The organism is Candidatus Poribacteria bacterium, from assembly GCA_021295715.1.
Classification (GTDB): domain Bacteria; phylum Poribacteria; class WGA-4E; order WGA-4E; family WGA-3G; genus WGA-3G.
Window position 1 is genome coordinate 1640 of record JAGWBV010000072.1, and the last position, 21906, is coordinate 23545.

A 21906-nucleotide genomic window follows, 5' to 3' on the forward strand; every position below is an offset into this window, starting at 1 on the left:
ATTCAGACGTTGCGGAAGTTGATTCCTTCAGGTTGATTGAATCTATAGGTGCGAAACTACTTTTTGAGTTTTCCCCATGTGGTTGTGAGCAACTGCGGTTGGGGTGAGACAGGTAGCGCAAATTCTGGATCGAACCAATCTCCCAAATGGTGGAAACCCGGCTCCGTAAGCTGCACAGGTTGTCCCCCATCCAATCCAATTTTAAAGATTTTCCATTTATTGCCTGGAGCCAATTTTTGATAAAGGAGGGTATCTCCACGCGGCGACCATATCGGATTCACTGCGCGCGGTCCGCCTTCAGGGACAATCTGCTGCATATCTGTCCCGTCCGGGTTCACAGTGTAGATGGTCTCCGTCTCAAGGAAGTCTTCCAACGGCACCCGATGGAGCCAAGAAAACGCGAGTTTATTGCGTATCGGTGACCACTCGATGCTGCTTCCCATCCATGAAGGACGTGCTTCGGGGGGAAAATGAATTTTTGTTTGCCTGTTTGGGGGTCAAGCATCACGATCCGCATGCGCTTGGGCCAACCGACTTTCATCACTAATTTCGTCCCATCTGGAGACCAGTCCCCGCTGCTACCAAGTGCCACCTGCTCCTCTTTTTTATCGTCTATCGATGCGATATAGACCGTCCATTGTCCTTTTTCAAAGGAAGTGTAAGCAATCTGTTTCCCGTCTGGCGACCATCTTCCACCGGATCTATTTTTTGACTTGTCGAACACCTTTTGTACATTAGAGCCATCTGGTTCCATAAGATACAAATCCCAATTCCCCCATGCCTTCTGCTCACGATCAGAGGCGAAAAGGATGTGTTCACCTGTTGGCGACCAAACTGCAGAAATATCGTTTGCACGGTGATTGGTGATATTAACCTGCTCACTTCCATCCGGATTCATCAGATAGATTTCATAATTTCCATCACGAGATGACGCGAATACAACTTTCGCCGTATCGGGTGCTTTGGCAAGCACTGGACAGACGCTCGCACCTAATATGACAACACTTAGCACAAATGAAACGGGCAGATACTGAGTTCGCATTGTATATTTCTCCGAAAGTCCTGCTTTAGTTTCACTTCTTCACTTCTCCCCATTGGGTTGTTAGCAACTGTGGCTGCGGTGAAACTGGCAGCGCATACGCCGGATCGAACCAATCGCCTGTAAAATGCCAAAACATCGGATTCGTAAGCCGCACGGGTTCCCCTCCGTCCAATCCAACTTTGAAGATTTGCATCTGTTTTCCATCGATATACTGGGTATAAAGGAGTTCATTTCCGTGCGGGGACCAAACCGGAGAGCCTTCTATGCCGACACCTTCAGGGATAACCTGTTGAAGACCCGTGCCATCTCGGTTTATGATGTAAATTGTCTCTGTATCAAGGAAATCTCCTAAAGGTGCCTTGTGGAGCCAAGTAAACGCTATCTTGTCACCCGATGGCGACCATGCCGGAGAAGTCATCCACGAAGGTTTTACCGGTTTGGGAAAGAGGACTTTCTGTTTACCTGTGCTAACGCTAAGCAGGCTTATTTGCATACGCTCGGGCCAACCCGTAAGAAAGGCGATCTCCGTGCCATCTGGAGACCACGCTGGACTGCCACCGATCGCCATACGCTCCTCTTTTTTACCGTCTATAGACGCGATATAGATGAACCATTTGCCTTGCTCGCGCCGCGTATAAGCAATCTGTTTTCCATCAGGAGACCATGTCGGGTGCGTTCTATCCGCTGATTTGCCGAATACCCGTTTCACATTTTTTCCATCCGCATCTATGAGGTATAGGTCACGGACCACATCCCGGTCTGAGGTAAAAAGGATTTGCTCACCTGTAGGAGACCACATCGGGGAGACATCAAATGCCTTGTTATGGGTGAGTCTCACTTGCTCCGTACCATCAGGGTTCATCAGATAGATTTCCGAATTGCCGCTATCGATTAAGGGAAATACGATTTTAGGGGTTTGAGGAGCCTGCGCCAAGACGTTGCAAAGGCTTGAAGAGAAAAATATGAGACTAAAAATAGAAAGAAGTCGTGTGAATTTCATGAAAGATCCTCCAATCTGCATTTATACTCGCATCTTTATTATTCAATTTACGTTATCATAACACAAATTTCTCTCAGAATGTGTAGATATTTTGTCAAGGGTCGCGATTTGGAGATCGCTGCTACTGGGTGTTTAATGAAGGGCAACCGCGGCAGTCAGTCCAACTATAACCCATTGGAAAGACCGAAGTATTTTGAACAGCATTGATTTTCCTTCTCAACGCAAACAAACCGATGTTAAGGTCAGTTTCGGTGTTGTGCTTTGACTTCACCGCAGACAAAAAACAAACAGACGCTTCTCTCGCATTATTGTATTAAAAACGCTTTAGACTTCCCCAGACCGTCGTGAGTTTTGCTTTCGGCGTTACCGATAAACCACCGCTGTCAGGGATACTGTCGCCGGTGATTACAATATTGTCGAATCTCGCCGTCTGATTCGAGAGACCCAGGCCCGCTGCGCCTGTCAAAAAGTTGTGAAATCCGTCTAACGCTAATGGGTGAATTATCCTTATATTTCCCGGTTTAACTGGGTGCGCCTTTCTGGCAGCTTCATGCTCCTTGAAGGTTTTACGGTTTGGAAGTTGGACGGGTCCAATAACCAGCTTACCGTTAATCCAAAAATTTAGGGTATTTTCTTCAACTGCCAACTTCAACTGCGACCACCTGTTTAATTTTAAAGAACGATGGAGCTCGGCATGTGTGTAGAAAATTGTGTTTCGGTCATGAAAATTGCCAGCACCCAGCAGAGCTTCGGAGGCATTTTTGCGAAATGCCGGCAAATCGCCGATGACACACCATGCCACCCAACTTCCCTTGATTCGAGCGGCAATAGCGATATTGCTAAGACCCGGTTTATCAAGTGGTTTGACATCAAATTCGATGGTGTAATCGCGCCAAGTCTCATCACCAATTGTGAGCAGACGCGTGCTCTCATCAGGACTTACCGCATGAAGTTCACCGTCAACGATTTCCCAAGAACCGGGAGGCGGATCGTCCACATCAAAAAAAAGAAAATCCTGTGTCATAATAAGTTCCTGCCACGCATCCAAGTTTCCGTTATCAAAATTTTCCTGAAACACCCCTCCCCTTGCTGGGAAGGTAAAGAGGAAAATCATACTTGCAATCATTACCAATTTCATACCTATCTCCTTTTACTGTCTGTGACCCTTCCTGATGTGCCTCCATCCGTCGGCAGCGACCGCGACATTTTTTCCGTTGCTACCCCGGTTTATCAACCGCTGCAGATTTGAACCATCTACATCTATTCTGTTTTCAGTTGAAAATAATCTTAAACAGTGGTTTGTTGCTTATTTATTAAAGACACAATTTTGAGATAGAAAAGGTGCATAAATCAGATTATATACGGATTCGGGAGGATTACAAAGCAAATTTTACGATAAAATCGGGGAAAGGCAAGATGAGAACTCACGTCAGCGAGGAAAAAAGGAGCCGGAGACCACATTCCTAATCGGTTCCAAGAGTTTCAGGGATTTCAATTGAACTAACGCATGCAACAGGAACTTGCAAGGCACACCTTATAGGAATTATGGCTCCGGCTTACCCAAGGAGGCTCACATAGACCTGAGCAATTTTCGTGCCAATCGAAAATGGGCTGTTTTGGGCAATTTTTACGGGGCGTTGCCTATTTTTTCGACAGTTTATGATAAAAAAATAGACATCGTAGCAAAATTTAAAAATAAAAACGGATGAGGTGTTTTTGATAGGATGTTTCTTGAAGAAACCCCGCCGGCGATAGTATATAGGAATCACCGACGCTGAAGTTTAACCTTTTACAACACCGATGGGTCGAAGGCGCGCGACACGACGGGAAAGTCCCGCTTTGTCAACGACACGAACGACTTCGTCAACGTCTTTGTAGGCTTCGGGAACTTCTTCTTGGAGAGTGCGTCTGCCTTCTGCTCGGACGTAGATACCTTGTGCCTCTAAATCTTTCTGGATAGAACGTCCTTTCGTCAAGGCGATCGCTTTTCGGCGCGAGAGAACTCTGCCGGCACCGTGGCAGGTTGTTCCCCACGTTTCTGCCATCGCACCCGGATTCCCGACAAGCACGTAGGACGCGGTTCCCATATCGCCCGGAATTAAGACGGGTTGACCGATTTTCTGGTATTTATCGGGGATTTCGGGATGCCCCGCAGGGAACGCACGCGTCGCGCCTTTGCGATGGATAAATAACTCGCGTTCTTTACCATTGACGGTGTGCTTCTCAAACTTCCCGATGTTATGCGCTACATCGTAGACGAGTTCTAAGCCGAGTTCATCTTCTGTCGTCTCAAAAAACTGCATGAAGGTCTGACGGACAAGGTGCATAATACACTGTCGATTGTTCCACGCATAGTTCGCACTACACGCCATCGCCGTGATGTAATCCTGTCCCTCTCGTGAATTGATTGGTGCGGAGGCGAGTTGACGGTCGGGGAGGTTAATACCGTATCTCTCAGCGACTTTGACCCAACTTTTGACGTGTTCATCGCAGATTTGATAGCCGAAACCCCGCGAACCGGTATGAATCATGACGCAGATGTTCCCTTCGCTCAATCCCATTGCATCGGCGGCTTCTCGGTAAAAAATACGATCAACCGCTTGGACTTCAAGGAAGTGGTTACCCGAACCGAGGGTGCCGAGTTGGTTTTTGCCGCGTTCCAAGGCACGTTGACTCGCCGCGTCGGCATTTGCGTCTTGGAGGAAACCGGTCGCTTCTGTAAAGTCGAGATCTTCGACGTGCCCGTAGTCTCGTTCAATTGCCCATAGCGCGCCTTTTTCTAACATCTGCCGTTCCTCTTGGATGGTGAGCCGAATTTTGCCGCTGGAGCCGACACCGCACGGAACGTTCTCGAACAATTTGGCTACGAGTGCTTTCCGTTTCCCCTCAAGTTGTGAGACATCAAGGTTCGTCCGAATCAGGCGGACGCCACAGTTTATATCGTATCCGATACCACCTGGAGAAACGACACCATCTGCTTTCGGATCCGTGGCAGCAACACCCCCAATGACGAAGCCGTAACCCCAGTGCAAATCGGGCATGGCAAGGGAGTGTCCGACGATGCCAGGGAGATGTGCGACGTTTGCAACCTGCTGCAGTGCTTCATCGCTTTTGGCTTGCTTAAGGAGTTTCTCGTTGGCGTAGACGATGCCGTCCACACGCATACCTTTCATGTAACTCTTCGGGATGCGCCAGCGATATTCATCAAGTTTTTGGAGGGTTACATTTTGTTGTGCCATAATCTTCCGTTCCGCATCACGCCTTTTGTTCAACCATACTTGTCAGGATACCGAGAATCTTGTCACACTGAGCGATTTGATAAGCAGCCATGTCGCGGCATCAACCTCTTCCAAATCAAACGCTTCCAGCACTGTGTCTAATGTAAAATTGCTATACGCCATCTGAGGAAGTCTCCTGTCTCTACATACGCTCAACTCAACCTACAAGGTGGACAATTCCGGCAATTCTACCCACTTCCGGGTTTGCCACGATTCCATGCCCTTGTCTGCCAACTGTACACCTTTCGCACCTGCGAGTAGGGTCCACGGGAACGGCTCATCGGCAACGACATGTCGGAGGAAAAGTTCCCACTGCGCTCGAAATGCGTTCTCATACTCTTCCTGTTCAGGAACCTTGAGCCATCCGTCGAAGAACTTGATTGGTTGTTCGATGTCAGGATTCCAGACCGGACGCGGCGTGCCAGAGAGCGGTTGAATCCAGCAGTCTCTCAAGCCTACAATGGCAGACCCGTTCAAACCGTCTACGTGTATCGTCAGCAGATCGTCGCGGCGGACCCTGACTGCCCAAGACGAGTTAAAGTGCGCAATAATACCGTTCTCCAATTCAAACGTCGCGTAGGCGGCATCTTCCGCCGTACATTTATATGGTTTCCCATCTTCATCCCATCGCTGGGGTAGATGTGTCGCAGCAATACAGGAGACCCCTTTAACGGCACCAAAAAGGTTGTCGATGACGTATCGCCAGTGGCTAAACATATCGAGGATAATACCGCCACCGTCTTCAACACGGTAGTTCCAAGACGGGCGTTGCGTCGGGATCGCATCGCCTTGGAAGACCCAATAACCGAACTCACCACGGACAGCGATAATCTTTCCAAAAAAGTCAGCATCTATCAAGCGTTTCAGTTTCTGGATACCGGGGAGCCAGAGTTTATCCTGAACGACACCATTTTTGAGTCCTGCCTTTGCCGCCTGTTCATAAAGACGATAGGCATCAGCGGTTGAAGTGGCAGTCGGTTTTTCACAATAAATGTGTTTTCCTGCAGATATTGCGGCTTCGACTGCTTCCACTCGGCGGGACGTAACCTGCGCGTCAAAGTAGACGGAATAAGCGTTGTCAGCGAGAGCCGCGTCGAGATCCGTGCCCCATTTCTCGACACCAGTGGTTTCGGAGAGCTTCTCTAATTTCGCTGGGTTTCTACCGACGAGAAACGGGTCGGGCATAATCACTTCGCCGTCACCAATCGGGAGACCACCCTCTTCTGCGATTGCCAAGATAGAACGGATGAGGTGTTGGTTTGTTCCCATCCTGCCGGTTACACCGTTCATGATGATACCAACACGGTGTGTTTTTTGGGTATGATTCGTCATGAATAATCCTTCGATCAGCAAGAGGTTTCGTATGACAATTTACCATCTCTTGGAACGCTCCAAGCAGTCGAAGATTGTTACAAACCGCTCTTAACTGAAAACTGACGGCTATTCTTAAGGCTTGTCCGTGCATTGGGGTGCCGCGCCTTCAGGGAGTGGTGGCGCGTCAACGCCAGCTTTCGGGAGTGTGCCAGCGAGTTCCTGTTTCCAATGTGCCACATCGCCTGCGGGTCCATAACAGTCGGTGTTCGTGAGTTGATGGAAAATCCAAGAAGGGATAAATACCGTCTGCCCCGCTGAAATGGTTTGGCGTTCCTCACCGAGACACATTTCACCTTCGCCTTCAACGATGAAGTAAATTTCTTCCTGTTCGTGGTTGTGCCAGGGCACTTGCCCACCGTTTGGCTCTAAAACAACAAACCCCATGCAGAATTCGTCTATCTGGATTGGGGACGCACCACCGACAAGATTTTTAGTGCGTCTACGGGCGGGATAGGTTCGTCCTTCCATTGCATTTACATCTGCGATTAGCATTGTGTGTTTTCCTTTTCAATGCTGACGGCACAGTTCCTGTGCCTGTTACTTTTACCTATTCAAAAAGTTCTGCCACCTGACAAGAAAATCCTTCAACAACATCCTCACCGGTGAGAGCGTCATTCCGAGTGAGTAGCGTGATGTCCGTCTCTGAACGGTAGACCGTTACCGTTTTAGACACAGGCTTAAGCACCCATACCAGTTGTGTGCCTGCCTCTAAATAGACAAATGCCTTTTCTTCAACCCGATGTAATATATCTGTTGGAGAAACCACCTCAACGGCGAGGTCTGGTGGGACCGGAGATGCTTTGCTCCGATCGACTGGTATATGTTCGTTTGAAAGAAATGCAATATCTGGTATCAGCACACGTTCACCAACCTGGAAACCTGTGTCTGGCATATAAATGCGTCCTAATTGATTTTCGCGCACGTACGAGTTTAAGAGCGAAATTAAGTTCATACTTATGTCGCCATGTTCTATTGACGTAGGTGGCACCGGTATTAATTCCCCTTTAATGTATTCATATCCCTCTAAGTCGCTTTCAAGGAATTCCTCCAACGTCATTGTAGAGGTTTCAGGAGGGAGTTCTTCTTGAGAGAATTGACGAACATCCTGAGAATCCATTATTTTTTCCTCCTATGATGTGTCATTAAGCATATCTTCTACACTTTTTGACATTTCACCACATACTCGTATGGAATCCAATTGCTATCTCACATCTTGGAGGCTGAGTCTATTATATAGGTGTGCACAGCAAAAGCGCGCACGCCTATATAACAATGACACATTTTATTTATCACTAAGCGTCAGCCTCAATAACAGCCTGTGCTGCAGCGAGACGCGCAATCGGCACACGGAACGGGGAACACGATACGTAATCGAACCCTAATCCGTAGCAGAACTTCACAGAACTCGGTTCGCCACCGTGCTCACCGCAGATACCGACTTTCAGGTCAGGACGTGTTGCGCGACCTTTTTCGGAACCGATTTGCAATAGGCTGCCGACACCCTCTTGGTCGAGGACCTGGAACGGATCGTATTCGAGCACACCATTTCTGACATAGTCGTCAAGGAATTTCGCTGCGTCGTCACGACTCATCCCGAAAGTCGTCTGGGTGAGATCGTTGGTGCCATAGGAGAAGAATTCGGCTTCGGCGGCAATCTTATCAGCGGTAAGTGCCGCGCGGGGCAGTTCAATCATCGTGCCGATAAGATACGCAACGCGGGTGCCTGACTCACTAAACACGGCTTCAGCGGTATCCACGACAATTTTGCGCTGCAAGGATAATTCGTTGATGTGTCCAACAAGCGGAATCATAATCTCTGGCAACACAGTAATGCCGCGTTTTGAGACCTCGACGGCGGCTTCAAAGATGGCACGGGCTTGCATTTCGGTTATCTCTGGATAGACAATACCGAGTCTACAGCCACGGTGTCCAAGCATCGGATTGAATTCGTGTAATTCCTCAACACGCTCACGGAGTTTTTGCGGCTCAACGTTAATTCGCGCTGCAAGCTCAAGGATTTCAGCTTCATTTTTCGGTAAGAACTCGTGAAGCGGCGGATCGAGCGTTCGGATCGTGACCGGATAGTCTGCCATCGCTTCAAAGATACCGATGAAGTCTGAACGTTGATGCGGAAGCAGTTTCGCCAACGCCGCTTCGCGTTCTTCTGTCTCATCGGCGAGAATCATCTCACGGATGGCATCAATCCCTGCGCCGAAGAACATGTGTTCGGTTCGACAAAGCCCAATGCCCTCTGCACCGAATTGTCTGGCGTTTGTGGCATCTTCAGGGGTATCCGCATTCGTGCGGACACCTAACGAGCGGACTTCATCTGCCCACTCCATGAGTATTCCGAATTGTCCACTCAATTCGGGTTGTATCAGTGCCACCTGTCCGTTCAGGACATCGCCTGTGGATCCGTTGAGCGTGATGAAATCACCCTCAGCGTAGCGTTTCCCTTCTGCGTAAAATTCTTGTGCTGCCTCATTGATAAACAGTGCCGAGCAACCGGCGACACAACTTTTTCCCATACCGCGTGCGACCACAGCGGCGTGACTCGTCATACCGCCGCGTGCGGTGAGGATACCCTCAGCGGCATCCATACCGCCGATATCCTCTGGTGATGTTTCAGTGCGGACGAGGATGACCTTTTCTCCAGCAGCGGCAAGTTCTTCGGCGTGTAGTGCCGTGAAGACGACTTTACCGACAGCCGCGCCTGGGGAAGCGGGTAAGCCTTGAGCGATCACTTCAACTGATGCATCTGGGTCGACGCTCGGATGCAATAATTGATCCAAGTCGTTCGCGGGGACGCGCGTCAAGGCAGTCTGTTTGTCAATCAAGCCTTCCTCAACCATCTCAACAGCGATACGGACAGCGGCTTGACCCGTGCGTTTTCCGTTACGGGTTTGAAGCATGTAGAGTTTACTGTCTTGAATCGTAAATTCCACATCCTGCATATCGGTATAGTGCTTCTCAAGCCGCAAACCGATATCGACCAATTCATTATACGCTTCGGGCAAGATGTTTCTCAATTCGACGACTGGAAGCGGTGTGCGGATGCCAGCGACGACATCTTCACCCTGCGCGTTAATAAGGAATTCCCCATAAAATTGGTTTGCACCGGTCGAGGGGTTACGCGTGAAAGCGACACCTGACCCGGAGGTTCCACCCATATTTCCAAATACCATTGCTTGGACATTAACAGCCGTCCGTCCGAGTTCTTCAGATATATCGTTAAGGCGACGGTAAGTGATCGCTCGGGGGTTTCCAGAGGATTCAAAAACGGCATTCCGTGCCATATCTAATTGCGTGCGCGGATCATCAGGAAAATCGTTACCTGTGTGCTGTTTGACGGCGTTCTTGAATTCACGGACGAGTGCCGCTAAATCGTCGGCTTCTAATTCGGTATCTAATGTAACGCCTTTTGACTTTTTCTTTTCTTCAAGTAGATGTTCAAACTCGTCGTGATCGACATTAAGGACAACGTTTCCGAACATCTGGACGAAGCGTCGGTATGAGTCGTAAGCGAAACGTTCGTTTTCAGATCTGGCGATAAGTCCTTTAACAGCATCATCATTTAAGCCGAGGTTGAGAATCGTGTCCATCATGCCGGGCATTGAGACAGCGGCACCAGAACGGACAGAGAGCAAGAGTGGATTTTCGGTATCACCGAACTTCGCGCCGAGCGCGGCTTCTAATTTCGCAAGATTCTCATCAATCTGTGCGTCAAGTCCGGCAGGGTACTGTTTATCATTTTCGTAGTATAATTTGCATACCTCAGTGGAGATAGTGAAACCGGGTGGGACGGGTATACCGAGATTGCTCATCTCTGCGAGATTCGCCCCTTTTCCGCCAAGCAGCATGCGCATTGTGGCGTTGCCATCACTTTCACCGCCTCCAAAGAAGTAGACGTACTTCGGTTGTGGCATCAATAGCCTCCTATTATTAGCCGTCAGCCATCAGTAGAATAGCCATCAGTCGTCAGTAAAGAGGGTTTGTTAGACGAAGACCTCTTACGGATGGTTTCCGATAGCCATTTAGATTGAATAAATTGTTCGACTTGCTTCGTCAAATTCGGGTTTAAAAGGATCTGTTGAGAGATAAAGAATCTGATACGGTTCATAAAGTTGGATGTAGCTCCAATTGACACCGCACAGGACTTTGCCCTCGTTAACTTTCTTGATAAATTTGCCTCGGAATTTCGCTCGCGTCCGTTCAGGTGGAAATTGCTCAGCATGGCGAATCTGCTCATCTCTAACAATTCGCTCAGTTTCTGATCGATTTTCAAGGGTGTAGTAGAGACTTTCCCCCTGACGCACATTGTGGTATTTTAAATCTAAGTGTTTTACCTGTGGGGCATCCCATTCAAGCCCACGCTTTGTGAGGTAGGTCTGCAGCCACTTCCACTTAATGACCCAGTCCAATTCTCTGTCCAACTGCATCGGATCGCTTTCCAAGCATGTAAGGACATACTCCCAGCGTGCCATCACCTGGTTCGTGGTCGAATCGGATTCAGCTTGTTCAAGATATCGCTTTGCGCATTCTAAATATTGCCACTGTAGTTCGACAGCAGTGAGTCGCTTCCCGTTCTGGAGTTCAATCGGATGTGTACATGTAATATCGTCAGAAATGTCCCGAATCGCTTTGACGGGATTGCGGAGCGCGAAGCGCTGCTCAATAAAGTTATCTTCAATCATACGGAGGATAATACCGGTTGTACCCACCTTCAAAAAAGTCGAAAATTCGGACATATTGGAATCTCCGACGATAACGTGTAGGCGTCTGTACTTCTCTCGGTCGGCATGTGGTTCATCGCGTGTGTTGATAATCCCGCGCGCCGTTGTTGTACCGATAGAAATTTCCTCTCGAATGTGTTCAGCACGTTGCGAAATTGCGTAGTAACCCCGATGACTCGGTTTGATTTTTCCCGCGCCTGCGAAAACCTGTCGGGTTACAAAGAAGGGAATCAGTTGCGATGCCAACTGACGGAAATCGACATGTCGTTCCATCAAATAATTTTCGTGGCATCCATACGTATTTCCGGGGGTATCCAGGTTGTTTTTAAAGATAGAAATCTTTCCATAGAACCCGTCGTTGCGCATGCGCCGTTCTGCAGTGCTGGCAAGCCGTGTGATGATACGCTCACCCGCTTTATCGTGAGCGACGAGTTCAGTGACATCATCGCACTCAGGGGTCGCGTATTCCGGGTGGCATCCGATGTCTTGGTAGAACCTTGCGCCGTTTTCAAGGAAAACATCCGGATACATTCTCCCAGCAACAATTTCACGGAAGAGATACATCACCACGTTCTGAACGGTGAGTGTCTTTCTACGCGGGGCATCAGGAGTCCAGATGATTCCGAATTCAGTTTCTAATCCGTAAATTCTACGTTTCATCTTTTTTATTATCCGCCTCTGAGCTGCTCTCCATTACATTCCGAGCAGGTTTTGGGGTTAAATCGCCTTCGGCAGTTGGCAGTCGGTCAAGTGGTTTTGGTTTAACAAAGGGGTTCCTCTTAAGATAGCATCAAAACCCGTAGCCCGTAACGTAGTGGAGGGCGGATCTAAGGAACGCACGTCAGCGTTTGAACACGCGCTGTTCCTCCGCAAGGTAAAATTAGAAAAGTGTTGTCACCTCGTCAGTAGAGAGTCGTCGAAATTTTCGGCGTTCGGCGGTTCGTTCAAGACATGCCACTTCTATCGTTTCTGGGGTGATTTCATAGTCATCTTCAGTATCTGCTTCAACGGTTTGAAAGGTTTCTTTTACGAGTTGGAGTGCTGCTGACATCTCCAAACCATCTGTATATCTCTGCTCCAAAATTTCCGTGATTGTTGTGGCACGTCCACCAATCACGGCGTACTTTTCCTCTTCCGAATAGATGCCATCAAATGCAATATGGTAAATCTGATTTCTCTGCGTCTCAGAATTTGTTGAGGCATCGGCGGTTCCAACCTCACATACAAGAAGTTCGATCTCCAGGGGTTTCGCGTCCCATGCTTGTGCGACTGCCCCCATGTGTTGTGAATAGAGGTTCGTCAGCCATTTCGCGGTAACATCTTCACGGTAGTAGCGAAAACCTTTAATTTCGGATTCACGAATACCAGCGACCCGTAATGCCTCAAATTCAGCGATTCTACCAGCCGCAGCAAGGGCAATCCTGTCATAAATTTCGGAAATCTTAAAAGTCGTTTTACGTGGATTCTCGGCAACCATCAGGAGTCCATCCCGGAATTCTAAGACGACGACCTCTTTCGCTTGTGCAATGCCGTGACGGACGAAATCCTCTTTATCCTGACGAATTTGCTCCGGTGAAACATAATAAGGTGTGGACATGTCTGTATCTTTCAGATTCCAAGGAGCGACGAACGCAGGTGTCTCGTTACACGTAGTGTCAGGTTCCCCTGTCAGTCCGTGTGGGCGAGTCACTCCGCTCCCTACATTAGGCGCGATATGAGGTCCCGGTATAATTCTTCTACGGTAGCCTCAGGAATCTCGGTGACTCCTTCTTCAGTAATAGTGTAAAGCGTTGGGAAAATTTTCCGGATGAGATCAGGACCGCCTGTTGCAATATCTTCATCGGCAGCGTCCCAGAGAGCTTCCGCCACAATCTCTAAGGCATCTTGGCGCGTAATCTCTGGAGTGTACCGTTTTTTTAGGGTTGAACGGGCATCCTTACCACCGGAACCGATTGCGTAATAGTCGTTTTCCTCGTAACGGCCCCCGATAGCATCATATTTGAAAATTCTACCGCGTTGCCGTTTCAAATCATAGCCGGCGAAGAGTGGCAAGACAATTAAGCCCTGCATGGCAAGTCCTAAGTTAGAGCGGACCAAGTGTGAGAGGAAATTTGCTTGTCCTTCAAGACTGAGGTTCGTGCCTTCTGTCTTTTCGTAAAACTCAACCTCAACTTGGAAAAGTTTTGCCATCTCAATACAGGGACCAGCGGCACCCGCAACAGCGATTGCCGAGCGCCGATCAACTGGATAGACTTTCTGGATTCGCCGCTCGCCGACCTGATACCCTTCTGTTGCTTGCCGGTCGCCAGCCATAATGACACCAGCATCATAAACAACCGCTAAAACGGTTGTGCCTTCGTAAGAACGCAATGACGACTCGGATATGTGGGCACTTGAGACAGCATCAGACGAGTTGGACATCGCCAATAATTCAGGATGGCGACGTTTGAGGATTTGGAGAAAGTCAGAAGTGCCATATTCATCGAGGTCAAGCACTCCTACTGCCCTCCTCGTTGGATATAGTTTTCGACAAACTCCTGTGAATCTTCTTCCAAGATTTCATCGATTTCGTCAAGAAGTGAGTCTAAGTCCTCGACGAACTCCTCGTCCATTTCGCTCGATTCGACATTCAGTTCAATCTCTTCGGTTTCATCGACAGGGTGATTGACCTGTTCCTGTTGTTTTTCGGTCGACATGATGTTCTGTTCCTTTTAACCTGAGCATTTCTATAAAAATCTATAGAAATCTCGGTTTGCACGCTCCTTTGGCGCATGGTGAAACCTACAAAGTTAGTGCCCAGACACTAACGCTCTTAGCTTCCGAGTGTCCTCACAGGGTCCGGGTTCGTCTCACTCGCGTATGAACCCATCACAGTAGAACCGATTTGGTTATTATCGGGTGTGTTTGGTCTTTACACGATGCTACTGGATACGGTAGAGGGGAATTGAACCCCCGAAACGCCTACGTTTACCGCTTTGATCGGAGTTCTTTAACGAGTTCCTCTGCTGTGCAGTTGTTCAGCAACTCGCCAACGATCTTTTGTGTGCCAAAATGCGGACGATCCATCATAATTTTATCAAAGCTTCTTCGATCTTTACCGATGAAAATCATTGAATTCCAACTCGCACTGTAAATGTGCTTTGGAAACTTCCGTAAACAGGTGCCACGAAAATATGCACGGGTATCCACGGGTGGATAGTGCATCGCGTGCACAATTTCCTCATGGCTGAGCAACCGTTTTACATGTCCGTTTTTCAGCAGTCTAATATAAAGTCCTTTGTCTGGACGAATATCGTGATACTGTAAATCCAGCATCTGCACATGCGCGTCCGTCCATTCGTATCCGTGTCGTTTGCGGTAAGCCTCTATTAATTTCTTTTTAATGACCCAGTCGAGGTGTTGGCTCAGCCGCATCGGATTGATTTCTAAGTTGTCAAGCACATATTGCCATTTTTCGAGAACATCTTCAACGACAGGTGTCCGCTCTTCGGCTGTGAGATGTTGTTGTGCCAGTTTGAGGTACGCGCGCTGTACCTGTATCGGAGTCCACTGCTCGCCATCTGCGAGTTCTATCTGATTTTTGCACGAAAGGTCCCGCGAAATACTTTTTAGGGCGGCGACGGGATTCTTTAAACTGAATTGTTTACCGACAACACCTTTCTCAATCAACTGAAGCACTATAGAAGTAATGCCAACTTTGAGATAGATGCTGAGTTCGGACATATTGGAGTCGCCGATGATGACGTGCAAACGTCGATAAATTTTGTCATCCGCATGGGGTTCATCGCGCGTGTTAATCAATGGGCGATTCACCATAGTGCTGAGTCCTACCTCTTTCTCAAAAAAATCGGCGCGTTGAGAAATCTGATAATCTGTTTCGTTGCTTCCGTTTTCTGCACCGACTTTGCCGCTACCTGTAATAATAATGCGGGTAACGAGGAACGGGGTCAACCCATCAACGATTGTATCAAACGGCACTTTACGAGACATAAGATAGTTTTCATGCGAACCGTAACTGTGCCCTTTGTAATCGGTATTATTTTTATAGATGATAATTTCTTGGTTGTCGAGCAAAAGGCGTTCAGCTGTTACCCTGCTGACTTCCAATATTAATTCTCCCGCCTTTTCGTAGAGAAGTAGGTCGCGTGCATTGGCACATTCCGGCGTGCAATACTCTGGATGGGCGTGGTCCACATAATAACGACCCCCATTTATCAATATATCATTGACAACGCTGTTTGTATCTGCCTCGCTGATAGGTGTTTCCGCTTCTGCAAGAAACCCACGAGCGTCCATCAGAGGACTTTCTTGTTCATAATCCCACGTGACGGAGGAAGTCGCACTCGGAATATCATCCCTTGAAGTTTTATAGGCGTTAACGACCAAAGTGGAAGCTGCCACCGGATCTTGCTCGCGTGCGTTTTTGACTGAGATACCATACTCAGTCTCTGTTCCCATTATGATTGGTATTTCCATTTTTTATTCGCTATCGGTTGTCAGTTAAGGAGCGATTTGTTAAACGGAAACCGCTTAACCGAGAACCGAGAACCGAGAACTATTAAAGGAATGTACCGCCTCGGGTCACTCGGACATTCTGTTGTTTCTCGTGTGTCGGTTCATTAATCAAAGCACGGATGTTAACGATCTTTTCACCTTTCCTGCCCGAGATTTTCGCCCAATCATCAGGATTCGTAGTGTTCGGAAGATCTTCATTTTCGTGATATTCTTCTCGGACCGCTGCGCTGAGGTCTTCAAGACGTATTCCTTTGTCAATTCCATTAGAACCAATAAAACGTTTAATTGCTGTTTTCTTCGCACGTGAAACGATGTTTTCGATCATTGCCCCGCTCACAAAGTCTTTAAAGAAGAGGGTTTCTCGTTCGCCTCGGGCGTAAGTCACCTCGATGAACCGATTTTCATCAGTTGCTGCGTACATGTCGTTTACGGCTTCATTGATGAAGTGCTTCGCGACCGCCTCGGTATCTCCATCGAACTGCTGGCAAATCTCTTCAGAAAATGGAATATCTGGTGTCAGATATATGCCGAAGATGTCTTTAGCACCGTCAAGATTGGGACGATCAATTTTTATTTTTACGTCAAGCCGACCGGGTCTTAGAACAGCAGGGTCGAGAAGATCCTGTCGATTGCTTGCCCCAATGACAATGACATCCCGAAGGTTCTCAACACCATCAATTTCAGATAGGAACTGCGGCACAAGTGTTGATTCCATATCCGATGAGATTCCCATACCTCTGGATCGGAACAGAGAGTCCATTTCATCAAAGAAGATGATAACAGGGAATCCTTCTCGCGATTTATCGCGCGCTTTTTGGAAGACTTCTCGGATTTTACGTTCGGTTTCACCGACATATTTATTTAGCAGTTCGGGTCCCTTGATGTTGATGAAATAACCGCGAACCTCGTCTCTGCCTGTTTCTTTTCGGACACGTTCAGCGATGCTGCTCGCGACAGCGCGAGCTATTAAAGTTTTACCACAACCCGGGGGTCCATAAAGGAGAACCCCTTTTGGCGGAGAGAGGTTAAATTCCTTGTATTCCTTCGGATAGAGGTATGGTAATTCAATCGCATCGCGGATCGCTTCTATCTGTGTATCAAGTCCACCGATATCGGTGTAACCGATGTCTGGCACCTCTTCAAGTAACAGATCTTCGACTTCTCGTTTCGGAAGCTTTTCCATGAGCATACTCGTTGTATGGTTGAGAAGGACATGATCTCCGGCTTTTAGGGTTTCCTCTTTGAGAGATTCCGCGACTCTGACAACCCGTTCTTCATCGGTGCGAAGGCTCACGATCGCACGTTCATCCGTGATCCGCTCTTTGATTTTGACGACATCGCCATGTTTTTCGGCAGTTTTGATATTAACGACGTTCATTCCGCTGTTAACAATAACCTCTTGTCCAACCGCAAGGTCTTTATCCCTGAGTGCCGGATCAAGATTAACACGCCATTTTCTGCCACTGACGTCGATATCGACGGTGCCGTCTTCGTTTGAAGCGAGGAAGACTCCGTAATTATTGGGGGGTGCGCTAAGTTGGGCGACCTTTTCCTTGAGGATTTCCAGTTTCTCTTTCGCCTCTTGTAATGTGCTCGTGAGTTTCTTATTCCGCCGGTGTGCCGTCATTAACTCACGCTGCATTTCATAGAGACGAGTTTCAAGGTCCTTGACATAGACAGCACGCTGTTGTTGTCGCATGCTGGCAAGCTCGTCTTCGAGCATGTCAATCGTCCCTTGGAGTGTGCGAATTTGCTGTTGATACCAAACAGCGTCGCAGTTCTCTTGCTCCTCGAAGGAATCCGTGGAATTTCCTCTTTTAATAGCCATACGTGAACTTCTCACTTTCCAAAACGATTTTTTGACTCCACTCATAGCGGTGAAAGTCAGGTACGCAGATAACTGTGTTCGGATGGGTTGTAGCCTTATGAACCCACCACGTTTATTTAGAGTATAGCGTACCGAAAAAATTGTGTCAAGAAAAATTGCTGTTTTTGTTTTTTCAAGGTTTCGTATAGCGAGGAACGCCTCGCTATACGAACAATGCGTCCCTAAGGCGTACTAAAGTATGGAAACCTTGCGATGCCCTTCTTACTCCGCAGCTGCAGCTGTGTCGTCAGTTTCCTCTTCAGGAATCGCACCGGCGGTAGATTCTGGCGCCACACTTAAGGCTTCACGTATCTTCGCTTCAACTTCCGCCGCAATGTCTGGGTTCTCTTCCAAATATTTCTTGGCATTCGTTCTGCCTTGCCCGATGCGTTCGTCGTTGTAGGCGAACCAAGAGCCGCTTTTCTGGATAAACTCGTTCTCAACAGCAATATCCAAAAGATTTCCTTCTTTAGAGATGCCTTGCCCGAAAGTAACGTCATATTCGGCTTCTTTGAAAGGAGGTGCGACCTTATTTTTTACAACTTTGACTCGGACACCGCTGCCGAGTATTTCAGTGCCATCTTTAATTTGACTACCGCGTCGGAGTTCTAAACGGATAGAAGCATGGAACTTGAGAGCGAGTCCACCGGGGGTTGTATCTGGGTTCCCGAACATGATCCCAATTTTTTGCCGGATCTGATTTGTGAAGATAACACAGGTTTTGGATTTGTTAGTGACACCCGACAACTTCCGTAACGCTTTAGACATCAGGCGAGGCAACAAACCGACGTGTGCATCCCCCATTTCACCCTCAATCTCGGCTTGCGGCGTCAAAGCCGCTACCGAGTCAACGACGACCAAGTCAATCGCACCGCTGCGGATAAGCGTTTCGACAATTTCTAATGCCTGTTCACCGGCATCCGGTTGTGCGATTAACAAGTTTTCCAAGTTGACACCGATGTTTCGGGCATAGGCGGTATCCAGCGCGTGCTCAACATCAATGAACACAGCCGTGCCTCCTAACTTTTGTGCTTCGGCGACAATATGGAGTGCTAAGGTCGTTTTGCCAGTGCCTTCGTGTCCAAAGATTTCGATGATTCTGCCGCGCGGGACACCGCCTACACCGAGGGCAAGGTCAAGCGCGAGTGAACCGGTTGGGATCGCTTCAACGGGCACAACTTCGTTGTCTGCAAAGCGCATGATAGCACCTTTACCGAATTCACGCTCTACTTGCGAAATCGCTTGGTCTATGGCTTTCTGTTTCTGTTCATCTTGCATGTTTTAACGTCTCTCCTTATATGGCACCTGCAGTCAAAAATAGGTGCATCGGGCATTGTGTTACGCGGAAAAATGGCATACGCTTAAAGGCGTATAGATCGCCCCGTTTCGGCGAAGTTGGCTCTGCATGAGTGCGATTTCGTTTACTCGCATTGATCCACCAACAATTGTATCATATTTACGTAGAATATGCTTTAAAGGTTCAAGATCTGTCGCGGTTCTCAGCCGCGCAAGCGTGAGGTGTGGGTGAAACCGATTGTCTGTTGTGAAACCGAGATCCGTCAATTCAAGGTTCACGGCTTTTGCAAGCCGTGAAATGGTCGAAGCTCCCTGCTTTATGCCCATCCAGATGACACGTGGACGAGCGAGATTCGGGAACGCACCGATGCCTCCGAAAGCAATAGAGAAGGGCGGATGCGTATCTGTCACATGCTGGATGGCTTCGCTTATATTATCGATTGCATCGGGATAGACATCGCCGAGAAACTTCAAGGTGAGGTGAAAATTTCCAAACTTCGTCCACGAGATCCCCTTGTGAATGTGCGACTGAAGATGTGTTTGCACCGGCTTCAGTGATGCTTGTATCGGTTCTGGGATCTCAACTGCTACAAAACAGCGAATGACTGCGCTTTTGTCTCTGTCCATCACGCACCTGCTTTTGGATCGTAACGGGTTGCATGAACCAGCGCGAATAAAGGTTTGCGATTGTTAACGAGAAATTCCAGACCAGATCCAACCGTCAGCACTAAGGGGATATACATCATGAAGTAGATAGGACCTCGACTTTGCACAATCAGTGCGGCGTTCAGATGGTCTTGGAATGCAAGTAAAATTAACCCGATGATGATCGCAATCAATTGTGAAGTCATCTTGTATTTTCCCCACTGGTTTGCCGAGACGATCTCCCCGTATTTTGTGATGAAAACGATTCGGAGGAATGTAACGAGAACTTCACGACCGATGATAACAAAAACCATCCATATCGGAATAAGCCCACTGTCGGCGTGCTTGAATAGGGCTAAACAGATTAAAGCCGCACCGATGAGCAACTTGTCAGCGAGCGGATCCATGAATTTTCCGAAGCCAGTCACACCTTGCTTGCGTGCGATTTTACCGTCAAGATGATCGGTCAGTCCTGCGATAGCAAAAATAGCGAGCGCAACCCCCATCATATCAGCCTGAAAACAGTATATGAACGGAGGGATTAGGAAAAGCCGTAAAATGGTTAGAAGATTTGCCAACCGCAAAAGGGTACCGAAATTCATAATATGTTCACGAAACTAATTGTCGGAGAGATCTATTACCTCGGCATCTTTAGGCACCACAAACTTGAAAAGATCCGGTGCGAGTTCTTTATCTCGTTCAATCTCTGTGAGCGCAACAATCACACTTTGGCGCGTCCCATCTTCAAATTCGGTTCTGTAGCCAAATTGCACAGGGAGCCATTCACCGGATTTCACCCAGATTTGAAGTGTTTCCTTTGCGTTCGTGCTGACCATGTGCGCTTTAGGGGACAACTCAATTTGATGAACACCTTTTGGATTCGCAAATTCGTCTGGAATCAGAGTCATATCGTAGTTTTTCTGGACATCTTCAAGGGAGGCACCAATACCCGGCAACAGTTCCCGACGTTCTGGATTCGTCCACTTCATCTTATTGACTTGGTTGAGTATCGGTGTATATGTCCAGCCGTATTCGCCGTCTAAAACAGTAAGTTGGACAACTTTTGACGTGTCGTTCCGATCCACATACTCCTTACGGAGTAGGTTCGGTTTCCCGAAGATAAATCGTCCGCGAGCGACACTTTTCTTATTCGATAAAAGCGTTGTTTCCTCAAAGTTCGCACTGAAATTATTAGATTTCTCGTATGCCGTTTTGAAATTCTGAAAAATTTTATCAACAGTTTGCGGATGTGCCTTGTTAACGAACAGCACTGAGAGCGACATCGCTATTAACAGTATATTTTGGAGTCTTGTAAACTTTCCGAGTATAGTGATCCAGAGGGTTCGTCGGATCATTGTCCATCTCCTGTTTTGCCAAATTACCTTTTGGAGAACTGATTTCTACCTTAATATTATAGCATTATTTATTTACAGGTGTCAACATAATTTGTGTCGAAAATCAGGCGATTTAGTTTTAATAGTAGTAGGCACACTCATGAAGATTAAGAATTTAATCGGGTAATTTTTACCGATGCGCGGTGCGGTTAGGGTGAAAGACCCTACCGGGTCTGGTGGAACATGGAATTACCCAAATATTTTATTTAACTTCATCCGTGTGCCGTAACGGGTTGTGATGCAATTCTGCACCGTTCTCAATTTGCCAAGCGCGTCCAATCCGTCAGGATAACTTCTATATCATTCGGATCGTCTAAGGCATGCCTGACGAGTCCTTCTAAAACTTCGGCGACGGATGGTTCTCGGAATATCGCCTGAAACCAGTTGCCGAAAGTTTTAATCGCATCCGGGGATTCGGAACACACCGAAAAAACAACCCGACAGAAGTCGAGTCCTTCGTCTACCCATTTTTCGGAGATCCAGACATCTTGCGGAAAACCGTGGAAAATTGGCAAGAGATCCGCTATTAAGACTGGTAAGTCTTCATTGAGATAGGAAATCTCTGGAAGGATGTCAAAATGAACGGCGTATTTGTGGGTGTATGGAGAACGTTCGTGTTCTTCGTTTTGCGTTTGCATAATTTGGTTACATCGGCTTTAAATGGACAATCCTACTTTCTATGTGGTATATTATAACACGTGATGTATTCAATCGCCTCAAAACCCGTAGTCCGTAACGAAGTGGAGGCTCAATCCGTTCCTT

Annotated in this window: 20 protein-coding genes; all 20 read right to left on the minus strand. The window is 47.8% G+C overall.

Going from position 1 to position 21906, the window contains the following annotated elements:
* Nucleotides 1-56: 56 nt before the first annotated feature.
* Entirely contained in the window at nt 57-317 is a 261-nt protein-coding gene (locus J4G07_16840; protein ID MCE2415653.1) for a hypothetical protein, read from the minus strand.
* A gap of 17 nt (nt 318-334) precedes the next feature.
* A complete protein-coding gene (locus tag J4G07_16845; protein MCE2415654.1) occupies nt 335-1042 on the minus strand; it encodes a TolB family protein in 708 nt (235 codons plus the stop codon).
* Nucleotides 1043-1073: 31 nt separating this feature from the next.
* On the minus strand, nt 1074-2042 hold the full coding sequence (locus J4G07_16850) for a PD40 domain-containing protein (protein ID MCE2415655.1): 969 nt from the start codon (nt 2040-2042) through the stop codon (nt 1074-1076).
* A 313-nt stretch (nt 2043-2355) separates the two neighbouring features.
* Complete coding sequence (locus J4G07_16855) at nt 2356-3180, minus strand: DUF1080 domain-containing protein (protein ID MCE2415656.1); 825 nt, start codon at nt 3178-3180, stop codon at nt 2356-2358.
* A 643-nt stretch (nt 3181-3823) separates the two neighbouring features.
* On the minus strand, nt 3824-5281 hold the full coding sequence (locus J4G07_16860) for an RtcB family protein (protein MCE2415657.1): 1458 nt from the start codon (nt 5279-5281) through the stop codon (nt 3824-3826).
* Nucleotides 5282-5482: 201 nt separating this feature from the next.
* A complete protein-coding gene (locus J4G07_16865; protein ID MCE2415658.1) occupies nt 5483-6610 on the minus strand; it encodes a Gfo/Idh/MocA family oxidoreductase in 1128 nt (375 codons plus the stop codon).
* Nucleotides 6611-6766: 156 nt separating this feature from the next.
* Nucleotides 6767-7186, minus strand: coding sequence for a cupin domain-containing protein (locus tag J4G07_16870; protein MCE2415659.1), 420 nt, complete (start codon nt 7184-7186; stop codon nt 6767-6769).
* A 55-nt stretch (nt 7187-7241) separates the two neighbouring features.
* Nucleotides 7242-7811 carry a Uma2 family endonuclease gene (locus J4G07_16875; protein ID MCE2415660.1) on the minus strand — a complete coding sequence of 190 codons (570 nt, stop codon included), beginning with the start codon at nt 7809-7811 and terminating at the stop codon, nt 7242-7244.
* A gap of 175 nt (nt 7812-7986) precedes the next feature.
* The gene (gene ppdK / locus J4G07_16880) at nt 7987-10620 is read right to left on the minus strand and encodes a pyruvate, phosphate dikinase (GenBank protein MCE2415661.1); all 2634 of its coding nucleotides are present in this window, start codon (nt 10618-10620) and stop codon (nt 7987-7989) included.
* Nucleotides 10621-10728: 108 nt separating this feature from the next.
* Nucleotides 10729-12087, minus strand: a complete 1359-nt coding sequence (locus tag J4G07_16885; GenBank protein ID MCE2415662.1) for a proteasome accessory factor PafA2 family protein — start codon at nt 12085-12087, stop codon at nt 10729-10731.
* Between the two features lie 220 nt (nt 12088-12307).
* Entirely contained in the window at nt 12308-13024 is a 717-nt protein-coding gene (prcA, locus tag J4G07_16890) for a proteasome subunit alpha (GenBank protein ID MCE2415663.1), read from the minus strand.
* Nucleotides 13025-13125: 101 nt separating this feature from the next.
* Nucleotides 13126-13848 (minus strand): proteasome subunit beta, encoded by a 723-nt coding sequence (gene prcB / locus J4G07_16895; GenBank protein MCE2415664.1) that lies wholly within the window; start codon nt 13846-13848, stop codon nt 13126-13128.
* A 77-nt stretch (nt 13849-13925) separates the two neighbouring features.
* Nucleotides 13926-14123 carry a ubiquitin-like protein Pup gene (locus tag J4G07_16900; protein MCE2415665.1) on the minus strand — a complete coding sequence of 66 codons (198 nt, stop codon included), beginning with the start codon at nt 14121-14123 and terminating at the stop codon, nt 13926-13928.
* A gap of 271 nt (nt 14124-14394) precedes the next feature.
* Nucleotides 14395-15903, minus strand: a complete 1509-nt coding sequence (locus J4G07_16905) for a proteasome accessory factor PafA2 (GenBank protein ID MCE2415666.1) — start codon at nt 15901-15903, stop codon at nt 14395-14397.
* Nucleotides 15904-15985: 82 nt separating this feature from the next.
* Nucleotides 15986-17770 (minus strand): proteasome ATPase, encoded by a 1785-nt coding sequence (arc, locus tag J4G07_16910; protein ID MCE2415667.1) that lies wholly within the window; start codon nt 17768-17770, stop codon nt 15986-15988.
* A gap of 261 nt (nt 17771-18031) precedes the next feature.
* Entirely contained in the window at nt 18032-19087 is a 1056-nt protein-coding gene (recA, locus tag J4G07_16915; GenBank protein ID MCE2415668.1) for a recombinase RecA, read from the minus strand.
* A 60-nt stretch (nt 19088-19147) separates the two neighbouring features.
* The gene (thpR, locus tag J4G07_16920) at nt 19148-19732 is read right to left on the minus strand and encodes an RNA 2',3'-cyclic phosphodiesterase (GenBank protein MCE2415669.1); all 585 of its coding nucleotides are present in this window, start codon (nt 19730-19732) and stop codon (nt 19148-19150) included.
* Entirely contained in the window at nt 19732-20352 is a 621-nt protein-coding gene (gene pgsA / locus J4G07_16925; protein ID MCE2415670.1) for a CDP-diacylglycerol--glycerol-3-phosphate 3-phosphatidyltransferase, read from the minus strand. Before pgsA ends, thpR begins: the two co-directional genes overlap by 1 nt.
* A gap of 15 nt (nt 20353-20367) precedes the next feature.
* Nucleotides 20368-21105, minus strand: a complete 738-nt coding sequence (locus J4G07_16930) for an outer membrane lipoprotein carrier protein LolA (protein MCE2415671.1) — start codon at nt 21103-21105, stop codon at nt 20368-20370.
* A 296-nt stretch (nt 21106-21401) separates the two neighbouring features.
* A complete protein-coding gene (locus J4G07_16935; protein MCE2415672.1) occupies nt 21402-21782 on the minus strand; it encodes a hypothetical protein in 381 nt (126 codons plus the stop codon).
* Between the last annotated feature and the right edge of the window lie 124 nt (nt 21783-21906).

Coding starts and splice junctions, on each gene's coding strand:
- J4G07_16845 (MCE2415654.1), bottom strand. CDS start 1,042: ATGCGAACTCAGTATCTGCCCGTTTCATTTGTGCTAAGTGTTGTCATA.
- J4G07_16850 (MCE2415655.1), bottom strand. CDS start 2,042: ATGAAATTCACACGACTTCTTTCTATTTTTAGTCTCATATTTTTCTCT.
- ppdK (MCE2415661.1), bottom strand. CDS start 10,620: ATGCCACAACCGAAGTACGTCTACTTCTTTGGAGGCGGTGAAAGTGAT.
- recA (MCE2415668.1), bottom strand. CDS start 19,087: ATGCAAGATGAACAGAAACAGAAAGCCATAGACCAAGCGATTTCGCAA.
- J4G07_16900 (MCE2415665.1), bottom strand. CDS start 14,123: ATGTCGACCGAAAAACAACAGGAACAGGTCAATCACCCTGTCGATGAA.
- J4G07_16875 (MCE2415660.1), bottom strand. CDS start 7,811: ATGGATTCTCAGGATGTTCGTCAATTCTCTCAAGAAGAACTCCCTCCT.
- J4G07_16935 (MCE2415672.1), bottom strand. CDS start 21,782: ATGCAAACGCAAAACGAAGAACACGAACGTTCTCCATACACCCACAAA.
- J4G07_16930 (MCE2415671.1), bottom strand. CDS start 21,105: ATGATCCGACGAACCCTCTGGATCACTATACTCGGAAAGTTTACAAGA.
- J4G07_16860 (MCE2415657.1), bottom strand. CDS start 5,281: ATGGCACAACAAAATGTAACCCTCCAAAAACTTGATGAATATCGCTGG.
- J4G07_16840 (MCE2415653.1), bottom strand. CDS start 317: ATGCAGCAGATTGTCCCTGAAGGCGGACCGCGCGCAGTGAATCCGATA.
- pgsA (MCE2415670.1), bottom strand. CDS start 20,352: ATGAATTTCGGTACCCTTTTGCGGTTGGCAAATCTTCTAACCATTTTA.
- thpR (MCE2415669.1), bottom strand. CDS start 19,732: ATGGACAGAGACAAAAGCGCAGTCATTCGCTGTTTTGTAGCAGTTGAG.
- arc (MCE2415667.1), bottom strand. CDS start 17,770: ATGGCTATTAAAAGAGGAAATTCCACGGATTCCTTCGAGGAGCAAGAG.
- J4G07_16865 (MCE2415658.1), bottom strand. CDS start 6,610: ATGAACGGTGTAACCGGCAGGATGGGAACAAACCAACACCTCATCCGT.
- prcA (MCE2415663.1), bottom strand. CDS start 13,024: ATGTCCACACCTTATTATGTTTCACCGGAGCAAATTCGTCAGGATAAA.
- prcB (MCE2415664.1), bottom strand. CDS start 13,848: ATGTCCAACTCGTCTGATGCTGTCTCAAGTGCCCACATATCCGAGTCG.
- J4G07_16855 (MCE2415656.1), bottom strand. CDS start 3,180: ATGAAATTGGTAATGATTGCAAGTATGATTTTCCTCTTTACCTTCCCA.
- J4G07_16905 (MCE2415666.1), bottom strand. CDS start 15,903: ATGGAAATACCAATCATAATGGGAACAGAGACTGAGTATGGTATCTCA.
- J4G07_16870 (MCE2415659.1), bottom strand. CDS start 7,186: ATGCTAATCGCAGATGTAAATGCAATGGAAGGACGAACCTATCCCGCC.
- J4G07_16885 (MCE2415662.1), bottom strand. CDS start 12,087: ATGAAACGTAGAATTTACGGATTAGAAACTGAATTCGGAATCATCTGG.